Annotated in this window: 10 protein-coding genes; 7 read left to right on the top strand and 3 right to left on the bottom strand. The window is 74.1% G+C overall.

Annotated features, from left to right (window positions below; translation table 11 throughout):
* Positions 1 to 24: 24 nt before the first annotated feature.
* A complete protein-coding gene (locus ABD331_RS25840) occupies positions 25 to 1,179 on the bottom strand; it encodes an ROK family transcriptional regulator (protein ID WP_344479546.1) in 1,155 nt (384 codons plus the stop codon).
* A gap of 155 nt (positions 1,180 to 1,334) precedes the next feature.
* On the opposite strand from ABD331_RS25840, the gene ABD331_RS25835 reads away from it, so the two are divergent.
* From ABD331_RS25835 to ABD331_RS25825, 3 genes are all read left to right on the top strand, one after another.
* Positions 1,335 to 3,470 (top strand): alpha-galactosidase, encoded by a 2,136-nt coding sequence (locus tag ABD331_RS25835; protein WP_344479544.1) that lies wholly within the window; start codon positions 1,335 to 1,337, stop codon positions 3,468 to 3,470.
* Between the two features lie 137 nt (positions 3,471 to 3,607).
* Complete coding sequence (locus ABD331_RS25830) at positions 3,608 to 3,940, top strand: hypothetical protein (RefSeq protein WP_344479541.1); 333 nt, start codon at positions 3,608 to 3,610, stop codon at positions 3,938 to 3,940.
* Positions 3,941 to 3,955: 15 nt separating this feature from the next.
* A complete protein-coding gene (locus ABD331_RS25825) occupies positions 3,956 to 4,987 on the top strand; it encodes a protein-L-isoaspartate O-methyltransferase family protein (RefSeq protein ID WP_344479539.1) in 1,032 nt (343 codons plus the stop codon).
* 53 nt (positions 4,988 to 5,040) lie between these two features.
* Here the strand turns inward: ABD331_RS25825 and ABD331_RS25820 are convergent, their stop codons facing one another.
* Positions 5,041 to 6,105 carry an alpha/beta hydrolase gene (locus ABD331_RS25820; protein ID WP_344479537.1) on the bottom strand — a complete coding sequence of 355 codons (1,065 nt, stop codon included), beginning with the start codon at positions 6,103 to 6,105 and terminating at the stop codon, positions 5,041 to 5,043.
* A 217-nt stretch (positions 6,106 to 6,322) separates the two neighbouring features.
* Here ABD331_RS25820 and ABD331_RS25815 point away from each other — a divergent pair, with 217 nt between their 5' ends.
* The 4 genes from ABD331_RS25815 to ABD331_RS25800 all read left to right on the top strand — a co-directional run bounded on the left by ABD331_RS25815 (position 6,323) and on the right by ABD331_RS25800 (position 16,177).
* On the top strand, positions 6,323 to 12,166 hold the full coding sequence (locus tag ABD331_RS25815; protein WP_344479535.1) for an SDR family NAD(P)-dependent oxidoreductase: 5,844 nt from the start codon (positions 6,323 to 6,325) through the stop codon (positions 12,164 to 12,166).
* On the top strand, positions 12,163 to 13,461 hold the full coding sequence (gene ccrA / locus ABD331_RS25810) for a crotonyl-CoA carboxylase/reductase (RefSeq protein WP_344479532.1): 1,299 nt from the start codon (positions 12,163 to 12,165) through the stop codon (positions 13,459 to 13,461). Before ABD331_RS25815 ends, ccrA begins: the two co-directional genes overlap by 4 nt.
* A gap of 102 nt (positions 13,462 to 13,563) precedes the next feature.
* Positions 13,564 to 14,964 carry an AAA family ATPase gene (locus ABD331_RS25805; protein ID WP_344479529.1) on the top strand — a complete coding sequence of 467 codons (1,401 nt, stop codon included), beginning with the start codon at positions 13,564 to 13,566 and terminating at the stop codon, positions 14,962 to 14,964.
* A gap of 13 nt (positions 14,965 to 14,977) precedes the next feature.
* Positions 14,978 to 16,177 (top strand): tetratricopeptide repeat protein, encoded by a 1,200-nt coding sequence (locus ABD331_RS25800; protein ID WP_344479527.1) that lies wholly within the window; start codon positions 14,978 to 14,980, stop codon positions 16,175 to 16,177.
* On the opposite strand, the gene ABD331_RS25795 is transcribed toward ABD331_RS25800, so the two are convergent.
* On the bottom strand, positions 16,174 to 17,154 hold the full coding sequence (locus ABD331_RS25795) for an aldo/keto reductase (RefSeq protein ID WP_344479524.1): 981 nt from the start codon (positions 17,152 to 17,154) through the stop codon (positions 16,174 to 16,176). The two genes, ABD331_RS25800 and ABD331_RS25795, sit on opposite strands and share 4 nt — an antisense overlap.
* Positions 17,155 to 17,191 lie beyond the last annotated feature (37 nt).

The raw sequence follows: 17,191 nt of genomic DNA, 5'->3' as shown, positions 1-17,191 counted from the left end.
CTCCTAGTGCCCGCCGGCGGTTGATCAGCGGTGCAACAGCAGATGCTGGAGAGCGGTGACGGCCGCTCCCCTGGCCCACTCGTTGAAGGCGAAGGGCTTGACGGCGACCCGCACGGGGGCGGCCGTCCAGTGGGTGTGGGCGGCGAGGGCGGTGTGGAAGGCCCCCGCGCACACGTCGTACATGTGGACCGACTCGCCGGACAGGACGACGAGCTCGGGCCCGGTGATGTTGGCGACGGTGGCGACGACCTGGCCGAGGGCGGCGCCCGCCTCGTCGAGCACGCGGCGGGCGACGGGGTGGCCGTCGGCCGCCAGCGCGAGGCAGTCGTCGAAGGTGAGCTCTGGCCGGTCGATCGTGGTGGCGATCGAGCGGCGGATGGAGGGGGAGGAGGCGTAGGCGCGGGCGCAGCCGCGGTGTCCCCGCTCGCACAGGGGGCCACGGTCGTCGATCTGCAGGTGCCCGACGAGGCCGGTGGCGCCCGACCGCCCGGTGACCAGGCGGTCGCCGACGACGAGCCCGCAGCCGAGGCCAGCCCCGACGGTGACCAGCGCGAACGACGAGTGCCCCACGCCCTCGCCGAACCACTGCTGCACCGCCGTGAGCGCGCGCACGTCGTTGTCCAGCACGGTCGGCACGTTCACGGCCCGTTCGACCAGCTCGGCCAGCGGTAGCTGGCTCCAGCCGAGGAACGGCGAGGTGTGCACGACGGGGTCGCTGGGCGTGGCGGTGCCGGCCAGGCTGATGCCGACGCCCGACAGGGGACGGCCGGGCACGGTCAGCTCCGCGACCACCTCGGCGATCTGGCCGAGCACGTGGTCGATGTCGTGGCCGGCGAGCGGCCTGGACGTTTCGGCCTGGACGGTGGCCGCCAGGTCGGTGCGCACGGCGAACAGCTCGTCCTCGGTGAGCTTGATGCCCGCGAAGGACATGCGGGAGGCGTCCACCTGCAGCGGCTGCGAGGGCCGCCCGACGGTCGCCGGGCCCTCCTCGCCGGTCGCCTCCAGCAGGTAGCCCGCCTCGATGAGCGGCCTGGTCAGCTTGGTCAGCGCGGACGGCGACAGGGCGAGCCGCCGTGCCACCTCCGCCCTGGACAGGGGGCCGTGCACGAGCAGCTCGACGAACACGGAGCGCATGGCGTCGGTGAGGCGCACAGGGTCCGTGGCGGTGTGTGAGAACACGGGGACATGGTTGGGGTTATTTGTTGGGCTTGTCAAGTAAAGCCGTGGTGTGGATCACAACTTCGCGGGTTTCTCGCCAGGCTTTCATTGACCAAGTGCATTAAAGCGGGTTAGTCTCCAGCCGCCTGATCGATCCAGCAGCTCGGGGGACGCCGATGCCTGTAATCCCGCTCGACGACCACCATTGGGCGCTCACCACGCCCGCCTCCACGTACGTCATAGGCGTGGACCTCGACCCGGACACCGGGGAGGCCGCGCCACGGCAGACGTACTGGGGCCCTCGGCTGTCAGCCGAGGCCGCGCGGCAGGTCACCGCCCTGCCCAAACGGCACGTCTCCAGCTTCTCCACGCCCGCCGAGATCGAGGAGCTGCTGCCGGTGGACGGCGGCAAGCGGTGGGGCTCGCCCTCGCTGCAGGTCACCTTCGGCGACACGCGCTCGGTGGAGCTGCGCTTCGCCGGGTCGCGGCGGCACGACGAGGGCGGCGGCGCCGAGCGGCTGGACGTGCTGCTGGCCGACGCCCACCACCCGTTCGAGGTCGTGCTGTCGCTGCGGGTGCGCGACGACACCGACGTCATCGAGCGCTGGACCACCGTCAGGGCCGGCGCCGAGGCCGTGGTCACCCGCCTGGACTCGGGCAACTGGTTCGTCCCCGACGCCCCCGCCTACCGCTACAGCGGCGTGTTCGGCGCGTGGGCCGAGGAGACGCAGCTCCAGCGTGGCCTGCTGCCGGTCGGCGAGCTGGTCTTCACCAGCCGCCAGGGCATCACCAGCCACACGGCCAACCCCTGGGTGATGATCGACGCCGGCGCGGCGACCGAGGAGCACGGCGAGGTCTGGGGCGTCGCCCTGGCCTGGAGCGGAAGCTGGCGGCTGACCACCACGCAACGGCCGGAGGGCGGCGCCTGCGTCTCCGGCGGCTTCGGCCACGACGGCCTGCGCTGGACGCTCGCGCCGGGCGAGGAACTCGTCACGCCGCCCGCGCTGGGCCTCTACAGCGACGGCGGGTTCGGCGGGGCCAGCAGGGCGTGGCACGCGTACGCCCGCGGCCACGTGCTGCCGACCCCCGCCGAGGAGCGGCCGGTGCTCTACAACTCGTGGGAGGCCACCACGTTCGCCGTCACCGAGGCGCAGCAGCTCGACCTGGCCAAGACGGCGGCCTCGCTCGGCGTCGAGCTGTTCGTGATCGACGACGGCTGGTTCGGCCGCCGCGACGACGACACCACCTCGCTGGGCGACTGGTTCCCGCACCGCGAGCGCTTCCCCGACGGGCTGCGCGGCATGCTCGACGGCATCCGCGACCTCGGGATGCTGGTCGGCCTGTGGGTGGAGCCGGAGGGGCTGAGCAAGGAGAGCGAGCTCTACCGCGCCCACCCCGACTGGGCGCTGCACATGGAGCACCGCCGCCGCGACGAGAAGCGCGGCCAGCTCGTGCTCAACTTCGCCCGCGACGACGTGCGCGAGTGGGCGATCGGCTGGCTCGACGGCCTCGTCACCGACCTGCGCCTCGACTACCTCAAGTGGGACATGAACCGCCCGTTCACCCAGGCCGGCTGGCCGGAGCGGGGCGGCGACCAGGACCGCGTCTGGATCGACCACACGCGCGGCGTCTACGAGGTGATGCGGACGCTGCGCGAGCGGCATCCTGGCCTGCGCATCGAGTCGTGCTCGGGCGGCGGCGGCCGGGTCGACCTCGGCATCCTGCGCCACACCGACGAGGTGTGGCCGTCGGACAACACCGACGCCCGCGACCGGCAGACCGTGCAGCACGGCTTCTCCCAGCTCTACCCGGCCGGCGCCATGTCCGCCTGGGTCACCGACTCGCCCAACCCGACCACCCGCCGCGAGATGCCGCTGCGCTACCGCTTCCACGTGGCCATGGCGGGCGTGCTCGGCGTCGGCGGGAACCTGACGGAGTGGTCCGCGAGCGAGCTGGAGACGGCCGCCGAGCTGATCGCCCAGTACAAGCGGGTGCGCGCGACCGTGCAGCACGGGGCGCAGTACCGGCTGGCGGGCACGCCGGGGCAGGAGCGCTCCGCCGTGCAGTACGTGCTGGACGACCAGGTCGTGGTGCTCGTCTACAACCCGCTCGGCAACGCCAAGCGCGGGCCGCGCACGCTCAGGCTGACCGGGCTCGACCCTGAGGCCCTGTATGAGCTGGAGTCCGACGGCTCCCACTGGCACGGCGCCACCCTCATGGGCGCCGGGATCAGGCCCGCCGCGTGGGAGCCGATCGGGGCCGACCACCGCAGCGAGCTGGTGGTGCTCACGAAGCTGTGTCCTGGCCGTTAGGGTCTCGTGGGGGTGCCCGGCAGCCCTGTCGTCACTCCGGGAGGGCATGAGAGTTTGAGCCATGGGACGGGTCACCGGCCGCAAGCGGGAGGCGGGGCCCGCGTGGGGGTATCACCTGTAACGAAGGGGGCTTCACCATGGCCGAGAACTTCGCGGAACTGCCCGCGCCGTCATCGGTACGGCTGATCGACTTCGAGGAGGCGCGGGTCGTTCCCGGCATCGTGCCGAAGTCGTTCATCCTCATCGTCAGCGGGACGAAGCCGTACATCAACATGACGGTTTCGCTGTCCCCGCTCGTCTACATCAAGCAACCTGAGTACTGGGGCATCGAGGTCATCGGCTCGCTGCCCGGCATCGGGCTGCCCGCCACGGCCCCCTACACGGTGTCGCTGCCGCTCGACGGCATCCTCGGCACCAAGGGGATCGAGGTCATCGGGGCCAACAACCGCAAGACGTTCGACGTCCCGTAGGAGGCGATGTTCCGTATGACGCAGGCTGGGGACGCGCTCGCCGGCGAGGCCGTGCGACGCGCCCTGGCCAGCGTCGACGGCAGCGCCTACACCCTCCTGCCGGGCGGCGCGCGGCTGCCGCAGCCCGCCGACCCGGCCGTGGTCGCCGCCATGCTGCAACACCTGGAGGTGGAGCCGGGCCATCGGGTGCTGGAGATCGGCACCGGGTCGGGGTTCTCCGCCGCCGTCCTGTCGCGGCTGGTCGGGCCCGGCGGCCGGGTCACGACCGTCGACATCGAGCCCCGGCTGACCGGCAGGGCCGCGCGGCTGCTGGAGGGCGACGGCTGCCACAACGTGCGGCTGGTGACGGGCGACGGCACGCGCTGGGCTCCGGAGGCGCGCTACGACCGGGTGATCGCCTGGGTCGCGCCCGTACGGGTCCCCGACGTCTGGGTGCGGCAGGCCGTGCCGGGAGCCGTCATCGTCAGCCCGGTGCACCTCGCGCCGCTGGCCCGCGCCATGGGCGTGGTCCGCCTGCGCCGCGGCCCGACGGCCGTCCAGCTCACCGCCGACCTGCTGATGCCGGGCGGCTTCGCCGAGGCCAGGCCCGAGCCGCACGACCAGTGGCCGGTGCCCTCCTACGGCGTGGACGCGCTGACCCGCGACGCGGCCGGCCGCATGTGGTGGGTGGCCGCCGAGTGGCTGCGCGCCCACGAGCCGTTCGTCGGCATGCGGCTGCTCGAACTCATGATCACCGACGGGCGCGGCGAGCCGGGCTTGCCGGGCGTCGTCGACTTCCACGCCTACCTCATGGCCACCCGTCCCGACGGGCTGACCACGGCCGCCCTCGGCGACCAGGGCTGGGGCGTCGGCTGCTCGCAGCCCGACGGCGTGGCGCTGGTCGGCTCCGCCGGCCACCTGTTCCTGGCGGGCGACCCCGCCGCGACCGAGCGGCTCTACGCGTGGGTGCGCGACTGGCGCGAGCGCGGCCGGCCCGGCATGGCCGGCCTGGCGCCTGAGCTGCACCGGCGCGGCTCCGGCTGGGACGTGCGCGCGGTCGTCGCCTGAAGCGGCCTCGACGATCGGCCGCGCCGCCGTCCCGCGCCGGGAAGCCGGGGTCGTCAGGCGCCGAGCGCCTTGCGGATCATCGGGTACGAGCTCTTGAACTCCCTGATCCAGTACGGCCACGTGTGCGTGCCGTTCCCGTACAGGTGCAGCGTGTGCGGGATGCCCAGCCGCTTGAGCCGCTTGCTCAGCGCCTTGCCCGTGTACGCCGAGATCGGCTCGCCCAGGTGCGCCGGATGCCACGGCGAGCCCGGCGGGTCCAGCGGGCCGTTGAAGCTGTTGGTGCCGCTGGACAGGTAGAGGCTGACGCCCCTGAGGTTCGCGGCCAGGGCGAGGGGGTCGTTGGCGGCCCACACCCGCTTGTCGCGCTCAGGGTCGCCCCACAGGGACCGCGGGTCCTGCTTCTCGCTGGCCTGGGCGTTCATGATGACCGCGGGGATGCCGGGCAACCGGGTGGCCAGGATGCCGCTGTAGGCGCCCGCGAAGCGGAACATGCCGCGGTAGCGGGCGGCGTACTTGACGGCGCCGTACGCGCCCATCGACAGGCCCGCGATCGCGCGGCGGGTACCGGCGCGGTAGCCGATCTCCAGCAGCCTGCGCACCTCGTAGGTGTGGAACGTGGCCCACGCGGGCGGGCCGCCCCTGCCGCCGTTGTGCCAGTTCGAGTAGTTGCCCGCGCGGCCCGCCTCCGGCATGACGACGATGGCGTCCAGGTCGGCGGTGTAGGTGGAGACGTCGGTCATGCGGGTCCACGAGGTGTAGTCGTCCGCGCCGCCGTGCAGCAGGTACAGCACAGGCCACGTCCGCCGCGCGCTCTTCGACCAGCCCTGGGGGAGGAGCAGGCGCACCGGCAGCATGCGGCCGACCGACGGGGAGGAGATGAGCACGTCCAGGGTGCGGGCGTCGAGGCGGCGCTCGCGCACCACCCTGGCCTGGCCGGGCAGCGCCTTCTGCCAGGGCAGGTAGCCGGTGTCCTGGGCGGGCGGCGTCGGCTCCGCCGTGGGCTGTGCCCCTTCGGGGACCAGCGACCAGTCGGGGTCGGCGGCGGCGACGCCGGGCGCGGACAGGACGAGCAGCGGCACCACCGCCACGGCCACCAGGCGGCGCGTGCGTGAAGGCATGGTCGGGCTCCTTCGCCGGGAGTGCAGGCGAGGGTAGGCGGTGTCGCGGGGGCGGGGCTATGAGCGTCCGTACGAAAATCCAGCCCTTGATGCGCCAGGCCGGATAAATCATCACCCGCGTGACAAAACGCGGCCGAGGAATGTTCCGTTCGGGCCTGACCCTCGCCCCTGACCCGTGGGTATCTTGGCCGATCACCCCGGTTGCATGGGAGCGCAGATGGACGTACCCGGCGAAGGTGAGATCCGCCGCTTCCTCGCCGAGCGGCTCGGCGAGCACGTGGACCCCGACCGGCCCCTGGGCGAGTACGGGCTCTCCTCGCGCGAGTCGGTGGCCGTCGCGGCCGAGCTGGGGGAGCTGCTGGGCCGGGAGCTGAGCCCGACGCTCCTGTGGGAGCACCCCACCGTCAACCGCCTGGCCCGCGCGCTCGCCGCCCCCGAGACCCCCGTACGCGCCGCGCCCCCCGCCGGCGAACCCGTCGCCGTGGTCGGCGTCGGATGCCGGTTCCCCGGCGCGCACGGGCCCAGGGCGTACTGGGAACTGCTCGTCGAAGGGCGCGACGCGGTCGGCGAGGTGCCCGCGGGACGGTGGGAGGCGTTCGGCCTCAGGACGGGCGCTTCGCGGCACGGCGGGTCCTCCTCCGAGACGGGCGCTTCACGGTACGGCGGGTCCTCCTTCGAGACGGGCGCTTCGCGGCACGGCGGGTTTCTTGATGACGTGGCCGGGTTCGACGCGGAGTTCTTCGGCATCGCGCCGGGCGAGGCGGCGGCCATGGACCCGCAGCAGCGGCTGCTCCTGGAGACCGCGTGGGAGGCGCTCGAACACGGCGGCATCGCGCCCAGATCGCTGGCCGGCACCCGCACCGGCGTGTGGACCGGCATCTCCGGCAACGAGTACGCCTACCTCACCACCTCCGACCTGGCCTCCGTGGACGCCTGGACCGCCACCGGCGCCGCACTCGGCATGGGCGCCAACCGCCTGTCGTACCTGCTCGACCTGCGCGGCCCCTCCATGGCCGTGGACACCGCCTGCTCCTCCTCCCTCGTCGCCACCCACCTGGCCGTCTCCAGTCTGCGCGCCGGCGAGTGCGACCTGGCGCTGGCCGCCGGCGTCAACCTGCTGCTCTCCCCGGTGATCACCCTCGCCTTCGACCGGGGCGGCGGCACGTCCCCAGACGGGCGGTGCAAGGCGTTCGACGCCTCCGCCGACGGGATGGTGCGGGCCGAAGGGTGCGGCGTGGTCGTGCTCAAACGGCTCGCCGACGCCATCCGGGACGGCGATCGCGTGCTCGCCCTCGTCGGCGCCACCGCCGTCAACCAGGACGGCCGCTCCAACGGCCTCGTCGCGCCCAACCCGGAGGCGCAGGAGGCGCTGCTGCGGCAGGTGTACGGGGATCGCGGGCCCGACTACATCGAGGCGCACGGGACGGGCACCTTCCTCGGGGACCCGATCGAGGCCCGCGCCATCGCCGCCGCCATCCGCACGCCGGTGCTGCTCGGCTCCGCCAAGACGAACCTCGGCCACCTGGAGGCCGCCGCCGGGATCGCCGGGCTGATCAAGACCGTGCTCGCCCTGCACCACGGCGTCATCCCGCCCAGCCTGCACTTCCGGCGGCCCAACCCGCACATCCCCTGGGAGACGCTGCGGGTCGTCACCGAGCCGATGCGGTGGCCTCGGGCGGATGCTCGGGCGGGGGTGTCGGCGTTCGGGTTCGGCGGAACGAACGCGCACGTCGTCCTGGACGGCCTCGGCACCAGCACCAGCACCAGCACCAGCACTGGCACCGGCACGGGCTCCGGCTCCGGCACGGGCTCCGGCTCCGGCTCCGGCACGGGCTCCGGCTGCGGGGAGGCTCCGCGCAGGGCCACGGCCAAGCACGTCTTCCTCCTCACCGACACCACCGAGGACAGGGTCCGCGACCAAGCGCGCGCCCTGGCCTCCTGGCAACCCGCGAACGACCTGCGGGACGTTGCCCACACCCTCGCCCGCCGAGCCGGACGCGGCAAGGTCGCCGCCGCCGTGGTGGCGGGCGACGCCGCCGAACTGGCCAGGCGGCTGCGTGACGTACGCCCCGCGCAGGCGACCGGCGCCGGCCCCGTGTGGGTCTTCGGCGGCTACCGCCCCCACCCACCCGACCTCGGCCTCTACGACGTCGAGCCCGCCTACCGCCGGACACTCGACGCCCTGGCCCCCCTGCTCGCCGCCGAGGCGGGCATCGACCTCCACGACCCGCTCCCCACCGGCGTGGCCACCATCCAGCCCGTCCTCTTCGCGGCGCAGCTCGCCCTCGCCCAGACCTGGCGGGCCTACGGCTTCGAACCGGCCGCCGTGATCGGCCACTCCATGGGCGAGGTGGCGGCGGCCGTCGTGGCGGGCGGCCTCTCCCTGCGCGACGCCGTCAAGGTCATCTGCACGCGCGCCAGGCTCCTCGGCGAGCTGGGCGGCGGCGGCGCGATGGCCGTGCTGGGCGTGGACGCCGCCGAGGTGCCGCCCGACCTGCACGTGGCGGTGTACTCGGCGCCCGGCCAGTGCGTGGTCACGGGGGAGCCGGAGCGGGTGGCGGCGTTCGCCGCGTCGGTGGCGGAGCGAGGGCTGTTCGCCAGGACGCTCACGGCGGAGGGCGCGGGGCACTCGCCGCAGGTCAAGCCGCTGCTGCCGGTGCTCAGGGAGGAGCTGGCGGGGGTCGCGGGAGGCAAGCCGCTGGTGCCGTACTACTCGGTGGTGTTCGAGGACCCCCGCGAGGCGCCCGTGTTCGAGGCGGCGTACTGGGCGGCGGGGGTGCGCCGTCCCGTGCGGCTCATGCAGGCCGTACGGGCCGCCGCCGACGACGGCTTCACCCTGTTCACCGAGGTGAGCCCGCATCCCGTGCTGACCGGCGCGCTGCGCGACACCCTGCCGCCCGCCGCCGTCCTGACCACCGGTGACCTGCACACCCAGCTCGCCACCGCCGCCACCGCCGTCGCCCCGCGCACGTCGGGGCGCGTCGTGGACGTGCCGCTTCCGCCGTGGCGGCACGTCCGCCACTGGGCCGGGCCCCTGCCCCCGGTGGGCCGGCCGCACAGGCTGGACGGCAGACTGGTCGTACGAGACTGGGCCGTCACGCCACCACGGGAGGCGGGCTCGTCCCGCGCATGGCTCATCCTGGCCGATGAGGGGGATGCGCGGGCAGCCCGCCTCCACTCCCTGCTCGGCCCGGCCACCACCCTCCTGTCCGACGTGCAGTCTCCCAGTGGGGCGTCCGTGCTCGTGCTGCCCTCCCGGGGGCTGGATCCGGCGGGTGCGCGGCGCGTGATCCTGGACGTCGCCGCCCTCGTCACGCGGGGTTGCCGGGTGACGATCGGGACCGAGCGGGCGCAGGCCGTCCTGGAAGGCGAGCGGCCCGACCCGGGGCTCGCCGCGTTGCGCGGGCTGGTGCGCGTCCTCGCCCTCGAACGCCCCGAAGCCCGCACCGCCGTCGTGGACTTCGACGACCTCACGGACCTGGTGCGGGAGCTGAGCGGCGGCGCGGCAGGTGGCGGGGCGCATGGCCGGACGGATGACGAGGTGGCCTGGCGCGGCGGGGTGCGCTACGCGGCCCGCCTGCGCCGCACCTCGCTGCCCCCCACCGGCCCGAACCACCTCACCGGGCCGAACCACCTCACCGGGCCGGACGCCCTCACCGGGCCGGACGCCCTCACCGGGCCGGACGCCATCGCGGGGCCGGACGCCATCGCGGGGCCCGGCGCGTACCTCATCACCGGCGGCACCGGCAAGCTGGGCAGGCTCGCCGCCCGCCGCCTGGTCGAGCGAGGCGCCACCAGGGTCGTGCTGAACGGCCGGTCCGGGGCCGCCGCCGACGGGGTCGTCCAGGTGGTGACGGGCGACCTGGCGCTGCCCGGCACGGCGGAGCGGCTGGTGGGGGCGGCCACCGCAGGAGGGATGCGGCTGCGCGGTGTGATCCACGCGGCGGGCGTCCTGGACGACCGCCTGATCGCGGACCTCGACCGGGAGAGCCTGGAGCGCGTGTGGGCCGCCAAGGTGGACGGCGGTCTGCGCCTGCACGAGGCCACCAAGGCGCTGGACCTGGACTGGTGGGTGGCGTTCTCGTCGGCTGCCGGGGTGCTCGGCTCGCCGGGGCAGGCGGCGTACGCGGCGGCGAACGCCTGGCTGGACGGGCTGTGCGAGCTGCGGCGGGCGGAGGGGCTGCCGGGGGTGGCGATCGCGTGGGGGCCGTGGGCGGGGACGTCCGCCGGTGCGTTGCCCGCCGTGGAGCCGTTGACGGCGGAGGAGGGGCTTGAGGCGCTGGAGGAGCTGATCCGGGGCGGGGTGTCGGCCGGGGTGGTCAACGTGAACGCGAGGGAGGCGGTCACGATATTTCCGGCCATCGGGCGCATCCCGTACTTCGCCGAGGTGGTGAGCGAAGCGACCGGCCGTGCGCGTCGGGGCTCTGGCGGCGCGGAGGCTCGCTCGGGTGGCGGCTCCGGCGCGGAAGCTCGCTTGGGTGGCGGCTTCGGCGGCGCGGAGGCTCGCACGGGCAGCTTCGGCGGCGCGGAGGCTCGCACAGGCGGCGGCTTCGGTGGGGTGGGTGCTTCCGTGCCGTCCGCCGACCCTCTGGACCTGGAGGCGCTCACGCCCGAGGTCGTGTCGGCGCGGGTGCGGGAGCGGGTGGCCGTCGTGCTCGGGGTGGCCGCCGACGCGCTGGGCGAGGACGTGGTGCTGACGGACCTCGGGCTGGACTCGCTGGCCGCGACCCGGCTGCGCGGCACGATCGAGCACGACTTCGCGGTCACGGTGGCCACCGCGCCGATGCTCACGGGAGGCACGGTGGGCACGCTCGCGGGCGCTGTGGTGGCCGAGCTGGGGCTGACGGCGAGCGCGCCGCCCGTCGGGGCCAGGGACGCGGCGGAGCGGCAGGTCGTGCGGGTGCTCGCCAGGCTGCTCGGCCGCGAGCCGTCCGTGACGGACCCCGTCCCGCCGGACGCCCTGCCCGAGGCGATCGCCCTCCTGAGCGAGGAACTCGGCAGGCCGATCCCGCCACCGCACGCGAGCGGGCCGCGCGACGCGACCGCGTCCGGCGTGGCGAGCGGCCCGGGAACACGCGACGTGGCGAGCGGCCCGACAACACGCGACGTGGCAAGCGGCCCGACAACACGCGACGTGGCGAGCGGCCCGACAACACGCGACGTGGCGAGCGGCCCAGAAGACGCCGGCGAACCGGGCCCGGTGAGCGTGGCGGAGCTGGCTGACGTGGTGCGGGGTCTGGACGAGGCGGAGGCGGAACGGTCGCTGGTGCGGCGGTTGAACGCCGCCGCCCCCACCCGGCGGCCGCTCTTCCTGGCCCACCCCGCCGGCGGCACCACCGGCGTCTACGCCCTCCTCGCCGACCGCCTCCCCACGACCCCCGTCCACGGCCTGGAGCGCCTGGACGGCTCCCTGGGCGTCCCGGAACGCGCCGGCCGCTACGTCGAGGCGATCAGGGAGGCGGGGAAGGGGCCGTACCGGCTGGGTGGGTGGTCGTTCGGGGGGATCCTGGCGTTCGAGATCGCCCGCAGGCTGGGCGAGGCGGACGTCGAGCTGGTCGCGATGATCGACGCGGGCCTGCCCGAGGAGGTGCCGGAGGCGGCGCGGCGGGAGATCGAGGCCCGCCGCTACGCGGACTTCGCGGCGCACCTGAGCAGGACGTACGGCGTCGAGGTGGACCTGGACCCTGCGGACCTGCTCGATCTGGCGGAGGAGGCGAGGACGGCGCTGGTGATGGAGCGGATGGCCGCGTCGGGGGCCGCGAGGGTGCTGCCCGCCGCGGTGCTGCGGCACCAGCTCACCTCGCACGAGGACACCAGGGCCATCGAACGTTACCGCCCCGCCGCCCCGTTCCACGGCCGGGTCGTGCTCTACCGCTCCACCGAGCCCACCCCCTGGACGGTGCGGGACGTCCGCTACGCCCACGAGGGCGACCCGGCCAGGGGTTTCGGGCCGTACTGCACGAATCTGGAGATCGTCGAGATCGCCGGAGCGCACCACCTCGACCTGCTCGATCCCCCTCACGTCGAGGTCATCGCCGAGCACCTGGGAGGACTGCTATGACGCTGGCACAGGCAGTGGTGGCAGGCGCGGAGCCCGCCGAGCTGGCGCGCCTGGACGTGCCGACCACCTACCGGGCCGCCCACCTGCGCAAGGACGAGGTGGGCACGTTCGACCAGGACGAGCCCGACAAGGACGTGCGCAGGACGTTGCACGTCGGCGAGGTGCCGATGCCGGAGCTGGCCGCGGACGAGGTGCTCATCGCGGTCATGGCCAGCGCGATCAACTACAACACGGTGTGGTCGGCGATGTTCGAGCCGATCCCGACGTTCGCGTTCCTGGAGCGGTTCGGGCGTACGGACCCGCGGCACGACCTGCCCACCCACGTGCTCGGCTCGGACGCGGCCGGCGTGGTCGTCAGGACGGGCGGGGCGGTGCGCCGCTGGCGGGTCGGCGACCGGGTGGTGACCAGCCCCGCGTACGTGGACGGCGAGGACCCGGTCGTGCAGCACGACGGCATGCTCGCCGCCGACCTGCGGGCCTGGGGCTTCGAGACGAACTTCGGCGGCCTGGCCGACTTCGCCGTGGTCAAGGCCACCCAGTTGCTGCCCAAGCCCCGCCATCTGACCTGGGAGGAGGCGGCCTGCAACATGTTGTGCGCCTCGACCGCGTACCGGATGCTGGTCGGCGAGCGCGGCGCGCGGATGAAGCAGGGCGACGTGGTGCTGCTGTGGGGCGCGACGGGCGGCCTCGGCGGGTACGGCGTGCAGCTCGTGCTGGGCGGCGGCGGCATCCCGGTCGGCGTGGTCAGCTCGCCGGAGAAGGCGGAGCTGCTGCGCCGGATGGGCTGCCCGCACGTGATCGACCGCGGGCAGTTCGACGACCTGGCCGACGAGAAGGCGTGGCGGCGGCTGGGCGCGGAGGTGCGGCGGCTGGTGGGGGAGGACCCGGCGATCGTGTTCGAGCACACGGGCAGGGAGACGTTCGGCGCCTCCGTGTACGTGGCCAGGCGCGGCGGCTCGGTGGTGACGTGCGGGTCGTCCAGCGGGTACGCCCACGAGTACGACAACCGGCACCTGTGGATGAAGCTCAAGCGGATCATCGGCTCGCACGGCGCGAACTACCAGGAGTGCCACGAGGTCAACCGGCTCATCTCGCTGGGCCTCCTCCAGCCGACGCTCTCGGCGGTGTACCCGCTGACGGGGGCGGCGGACGCGGCCCGCGCCGTGCAGCTCAACCAGCACGTGGGCAAGGTAGGCGTGCTGGCGCTGGCTCCCGGGGAGGGGCTCGGCGTCGAGGATCGGGAGCTGCGGGAGCGGGTGGGCGAGGACCGTCTGCGCCTGTTCCGTCCGCACTGAGACCCTTTCCGTTCGCTTTGAGACCCTCGCGGAGCGGAACGCCGGGATTCGGTATCTTGCGTAGTCCGAGATGACCGAACCTGCGACAGAAGGGAACGGCACGTGCCCGACGATGCCGGCCTTCAGGCGCTCCGCGAGGCGGCGCGTCTCTCCCCCGACAACCTCCCCCTCCGGCGGCTCCTCGCCGGTCAGCTCCTCGCCAAGGGGTACCTGGCGGACGCGGAGGCCGAGTTCCGCGCCGCGCTCGCGCTGTCCCCGCAGGACCCGGAGCTGATCGCCGGGCTGGCGGACGCGTTCATCCGCCAGAGCGCCTTCGGGGCGGCGATGGCGGCGCTGGAGCCGCTGCTGGCCACCCAGGGGTATCCGCCCGCGGTGGGGGTGCTGGCGGCTCGGGCGTTGCTGGGCGAGGGGGACACGGGCCGGGCGGCCTTCCGGTACTTCGAGGCGACCTCGCGTGACGCGTCCGTGGCCGACCCGGCGCTGGAGTCGCGGATCACGGGCTCGACACGTCCCGCCACGGGAACGCCACCCGCCACGGGAGCGCCGCCCGCTGTGGAAGTGCCAGCCCCGCCCGGCCCCGAGTCGCCGTTCCTCCCCTCCGTCCCTCTCCCCGGCGACACGACCACGGCGGAAGTGGAGCGTTCGAAGGTCTCCTTCGCCGATGTGGCCGGCATGGACGCCGTCAAGGAGGCCCTGCGCATCAAGCTGCTCCTCCCGATGCAGCAGCCGGAGATGTTCGCCGCGTTCGGCAAGCGCGCCGGCGGCGGCGTCCTGCTGTACGGCCCGCCGGGCGCGGGCAAGACCCATCTGGCCAGGGCGGCGGCCGGCGAGCTCGGCGCGGCGTTCGTGAACGTGGGCCTGGCCGACATCCTCGACATGTACATCGGCAACAGCGAGCGCAACCTGCGCGCCACGTTTGACCTGGCCCGCCGCAACCGACCGTGCGTGCTGTTCTTCGACGAGGTGGACGCGCTGGCCGGTCGCCGCTCCGACATGCGCAGCGCGCACGGCCGCCAGCTCGTCAACCAGTTCCTGTCCGAGCTGGACGGCGTGGACCAGGACGCGAACGAGGGCGTGCTGGTGCTGGCCGCCACGAACGCCCCCTGGTACGTGGACGTGGCCTTCCGCCGTCCGGGCCGCCTGGACCAGCCGGTGTTCGTGCCGCCGCCCGACCAGCACGCGCGCGCGGCCATCCTGCGCATCCTGTGCCGGGACAAGCCGCTGGCCGAGATGGACTACGACGCGGTGGCGCAGGCGACCGAGCACTTCGTGGGCGCGGACCTGAAGGGGGCGGTGGACCGGGCGGTGGAGGCCAAGCTGCAGCAGTCGCTCAGCGCCGGGCGTCCCATCCCGCTGACCACGCAGGACCTGCTGGCCGCCGCCAGGAGTGTGCGGCCGACGGCGGTGCGGGAGTGGATGGGCACCGCGCGGAACTACGTCATGCACGCCAACGACTCGGGCGCCTGGGACGAGCTGATGCCCTGGGTGAAGGCCAAGTGGTGACGGCAGCGCCGGCGTGGACGCCGTGGTAGGGGTCGCCGACCCCATCGAGCGGGCGCGGGCGCTCCTGCGGCTGCGGCGGCCCGCCGACGCCGAGCGGGAGCTGCGCGGCCTGCTGGCGCGGGAGCCGCAGCACATCGACGGCCACGCCCTCCTGTCGCTCGCCCTGATCGAGCAGCGCCAGGTGGCCGAGGCGGTCGAGGAGGCCCAGGAGTCGGTACGGCTCGCCCCCGACCAGTGGCTGCCCCACTACGTCGCCGCCCAGGTGTACAACAGGGCCCGCCGGCCCGACGACGCCGTGGCCGCGATCCGGGCGGCCCTGGACCTCTCCCCCGAGTACGCCCCGGCCTGGGAGGTGCTGGCCCGCGCGCACCTGCTGAAGGGCGAGTGGCAGCGGACGCTGGACGCGGCGCTGCGCGGCCTGAGCATCGAGCCGGAGGACTGCGACCTGGTCAGCCTGGTGTCGCTGGCCTACACCAACCTGGGTGACGCCGCCCAGGCCAGGGCCGCCGCCGCGCACGCCGTACGGATCGACCCGGAGAGCCCGACCGCGCACTTCGTGTACGGGCACGCGGAGCTGAGGTTCGGCGCGCCGGGGCGGGCGGCGGAGAGCTTCCGCGAGGTGCTCAGGCTGGATCCCGGGTTCGGCGCGGCGCGGGATCTGCTGGTGTCGGCGCTGAAGCAGCGCAACCCGGTCTACCGGCGGCTGTCGTGGCTGCGCGGCAGGTTCCCGCAGGGCTGGCGGCTGATCTTCCTGCTGCCGGTGCTCCCGCCGGTGATCGCGGTGTTCGTCATCCTGGCGCTGCTGCACTGGGTGGGCTGGGTGGCCGAGGCGTGGACGGTGCTGCGGCTGGCTCGCGGCAGGGCCACCCGGCTGCTGTTCGAGGGGGCGGAGTCGCGGGTGGCGGTGGCCTGCCTGGGCCTGGTGGTGGCCGGGGCGTTGCTGCTCGGGCTGGGCATCGGGCTGGGGGACGAGGCGGTCGGCCTCGCGGGCGCGGCCGTCATGGCTCTGGTCACGCCCGTCCAGGAGGCCGCCCACACCGGGTCGCCGGTCGGCCGGGCGATCCTGTACGGCTGGGCGGCCCTGCTGGGCGTGGCCGTGGCGGTCTCGGTGCCCACGGCCAGCCCCGGGGTGGCGCTGCTGGCCCTTTATGCCGCGATCGCCACGGTCTGGCTCGCCACCCCTGTCAGGGGCAGGCTGACGCCCGTGATCTAGAGCAGCGTTCCGCCGCTGACCTCGAACCTGGCGAGCGCCTCGTCGAGCCTGGCCAGGGTGTCGGGGTGCAGGGTGAGGTCGGCGGCGGCGAGGTTCTCCACGATGTGGGACGGGGTGCGGCTGCCGGGGATGGCCACCACGTGCTCGTCCTGGTGCAGCAGCCAGGCCAGGGCGAGCTGGGCGGGCGTGATGCCGAGGTTGGCGGCCAGGGTCCTGACGGGGGCGTAGCGGTCGTTGTTGCCGGAGAGGTTCTCGGCGGAGAAGCGGGGCGCGTTGTGGCGGAAGTCGCCCTCGCCGAGCTGCTGCACGGTGCCGGTCAGGAAGCCGTTGCCGAGGGGGCTCCACGCCACGATCCCGACGCCCAGCTCGCGTGCCGCCGCGAGCAGCTCGGCGTCCACGGGCCGCCACATCGACCACTCGTTCTGCACGGCCGTGACGGGGTGCACCGCGTGCGCGGCCCTGAGCTGGGCGGCGGTCACGTTGGACAGGCCGATGTGCTTGATCAGCCCGTCGCGCACCAGGTCGGCCAGCGCGCCGGTGGTCTCCTCGATGGGCACGCCCGGGTCGGGGTAGTGGGCGTAGTAGAGGTCGATCACGTCGATGTCCAGGTTGCGCAGGCTGCGTTCCGCGTAGCCGCGCACCAGGCGGGGCTCGGCGTTGACGCGCAGCTCGTTGAAGGCGTACCCGACGGGGTGCGAGCGGCTCGGCTCGCCCTCAGGGATCGCCAGGCCGAACTTGGTCGCGACCACCACCTCGTCCCTGCGGCCCTTGATGGCGCGGCCGACCAGGCGTTCGTTGTGGCCGTCCGCGCCGTAGGCGTCGCTGGTGTCCAGGTGGGTGGCGCCCGCGTCCAGCGCCGTCTTCAATGCCGCCTCGGCGCGGGCGTCGTCCACCTCGCCGTACACGCCGGGGGAGAGCACCATGGCGCCGAAGCCGATGGCGGGAACCTGCAAGCTGCCGAGAGTGCGTGTCTTCATGGGCCTGATCCTGCCGCCGCCACCCGTCCGGAGTCCA

This window comes from Nonomuraea monospora (assembly GCF_039531895.1).
Classification (GTDB): domain Bacteria; phylum Actinomycetota; class Actinomycetes; order Streptosporangiales; family Streptosporangiaceae; genus Nonomuraea; species Nonomuraea monospora.
This window is presented reverse-complemented; position numbering and strand designations above follow the sequence as displayed.

Excerpts from the sequence above, each read along its gene's own strand:
- ABD331_RS25835 (WP_344479544.1), top strand. The coding sequence starts at position 1,335 with ATGCCTGTAATCCCGCTCGACGACCACCATTGGGCGCTCACCACGCCC.
- ABD331_RS25830 (WP_344479541.1), top strand. The coding sequence starts at position 3,608 with ATGGCCGAGAACTTCGCGGAACTGCCCGCGCCGTCATCGGTACGGCTG.
- ABD331_RS25825 (WP_344479539.1), top strand. The coding sequence starts at position 3,956 with ATGACGCAGGCTGGGGACGCGCTCGCCGGCGAGGCCGTGCGACGCGCC.
- ABD331_RS25820 (WP_344479537.1), bottom strand. The coding sequence starts at position 6,105 with ATGCCTTCACGCACGCGCCGCCTGGTGGCCGTGGCGGTGGTGCCGCTG.
- ABD331_RS25815 (WP_344479535.1), top strand. The coding sequence starts at position 6,323 with ATGGACGTACCCGGCGAAGGTGAGATCCGCCGCTTCCTCGCCGAGCGG.
- ccrA (WP_344479532.1), top strand. The coding sequence starts at position 12,163 with ATGACGCTGGCACAGGCAGTGGTGGCAGGCGCGGAGCCCGCCGAGCTG.
- ABD331_RS25795 (WP_344479524.1), bottom strand. The coding sequence starts at position 17,154 with ATGAAGACACGCACTCTCGGCAGCTTGCAGGTTCCCGCCATCGGCTTC.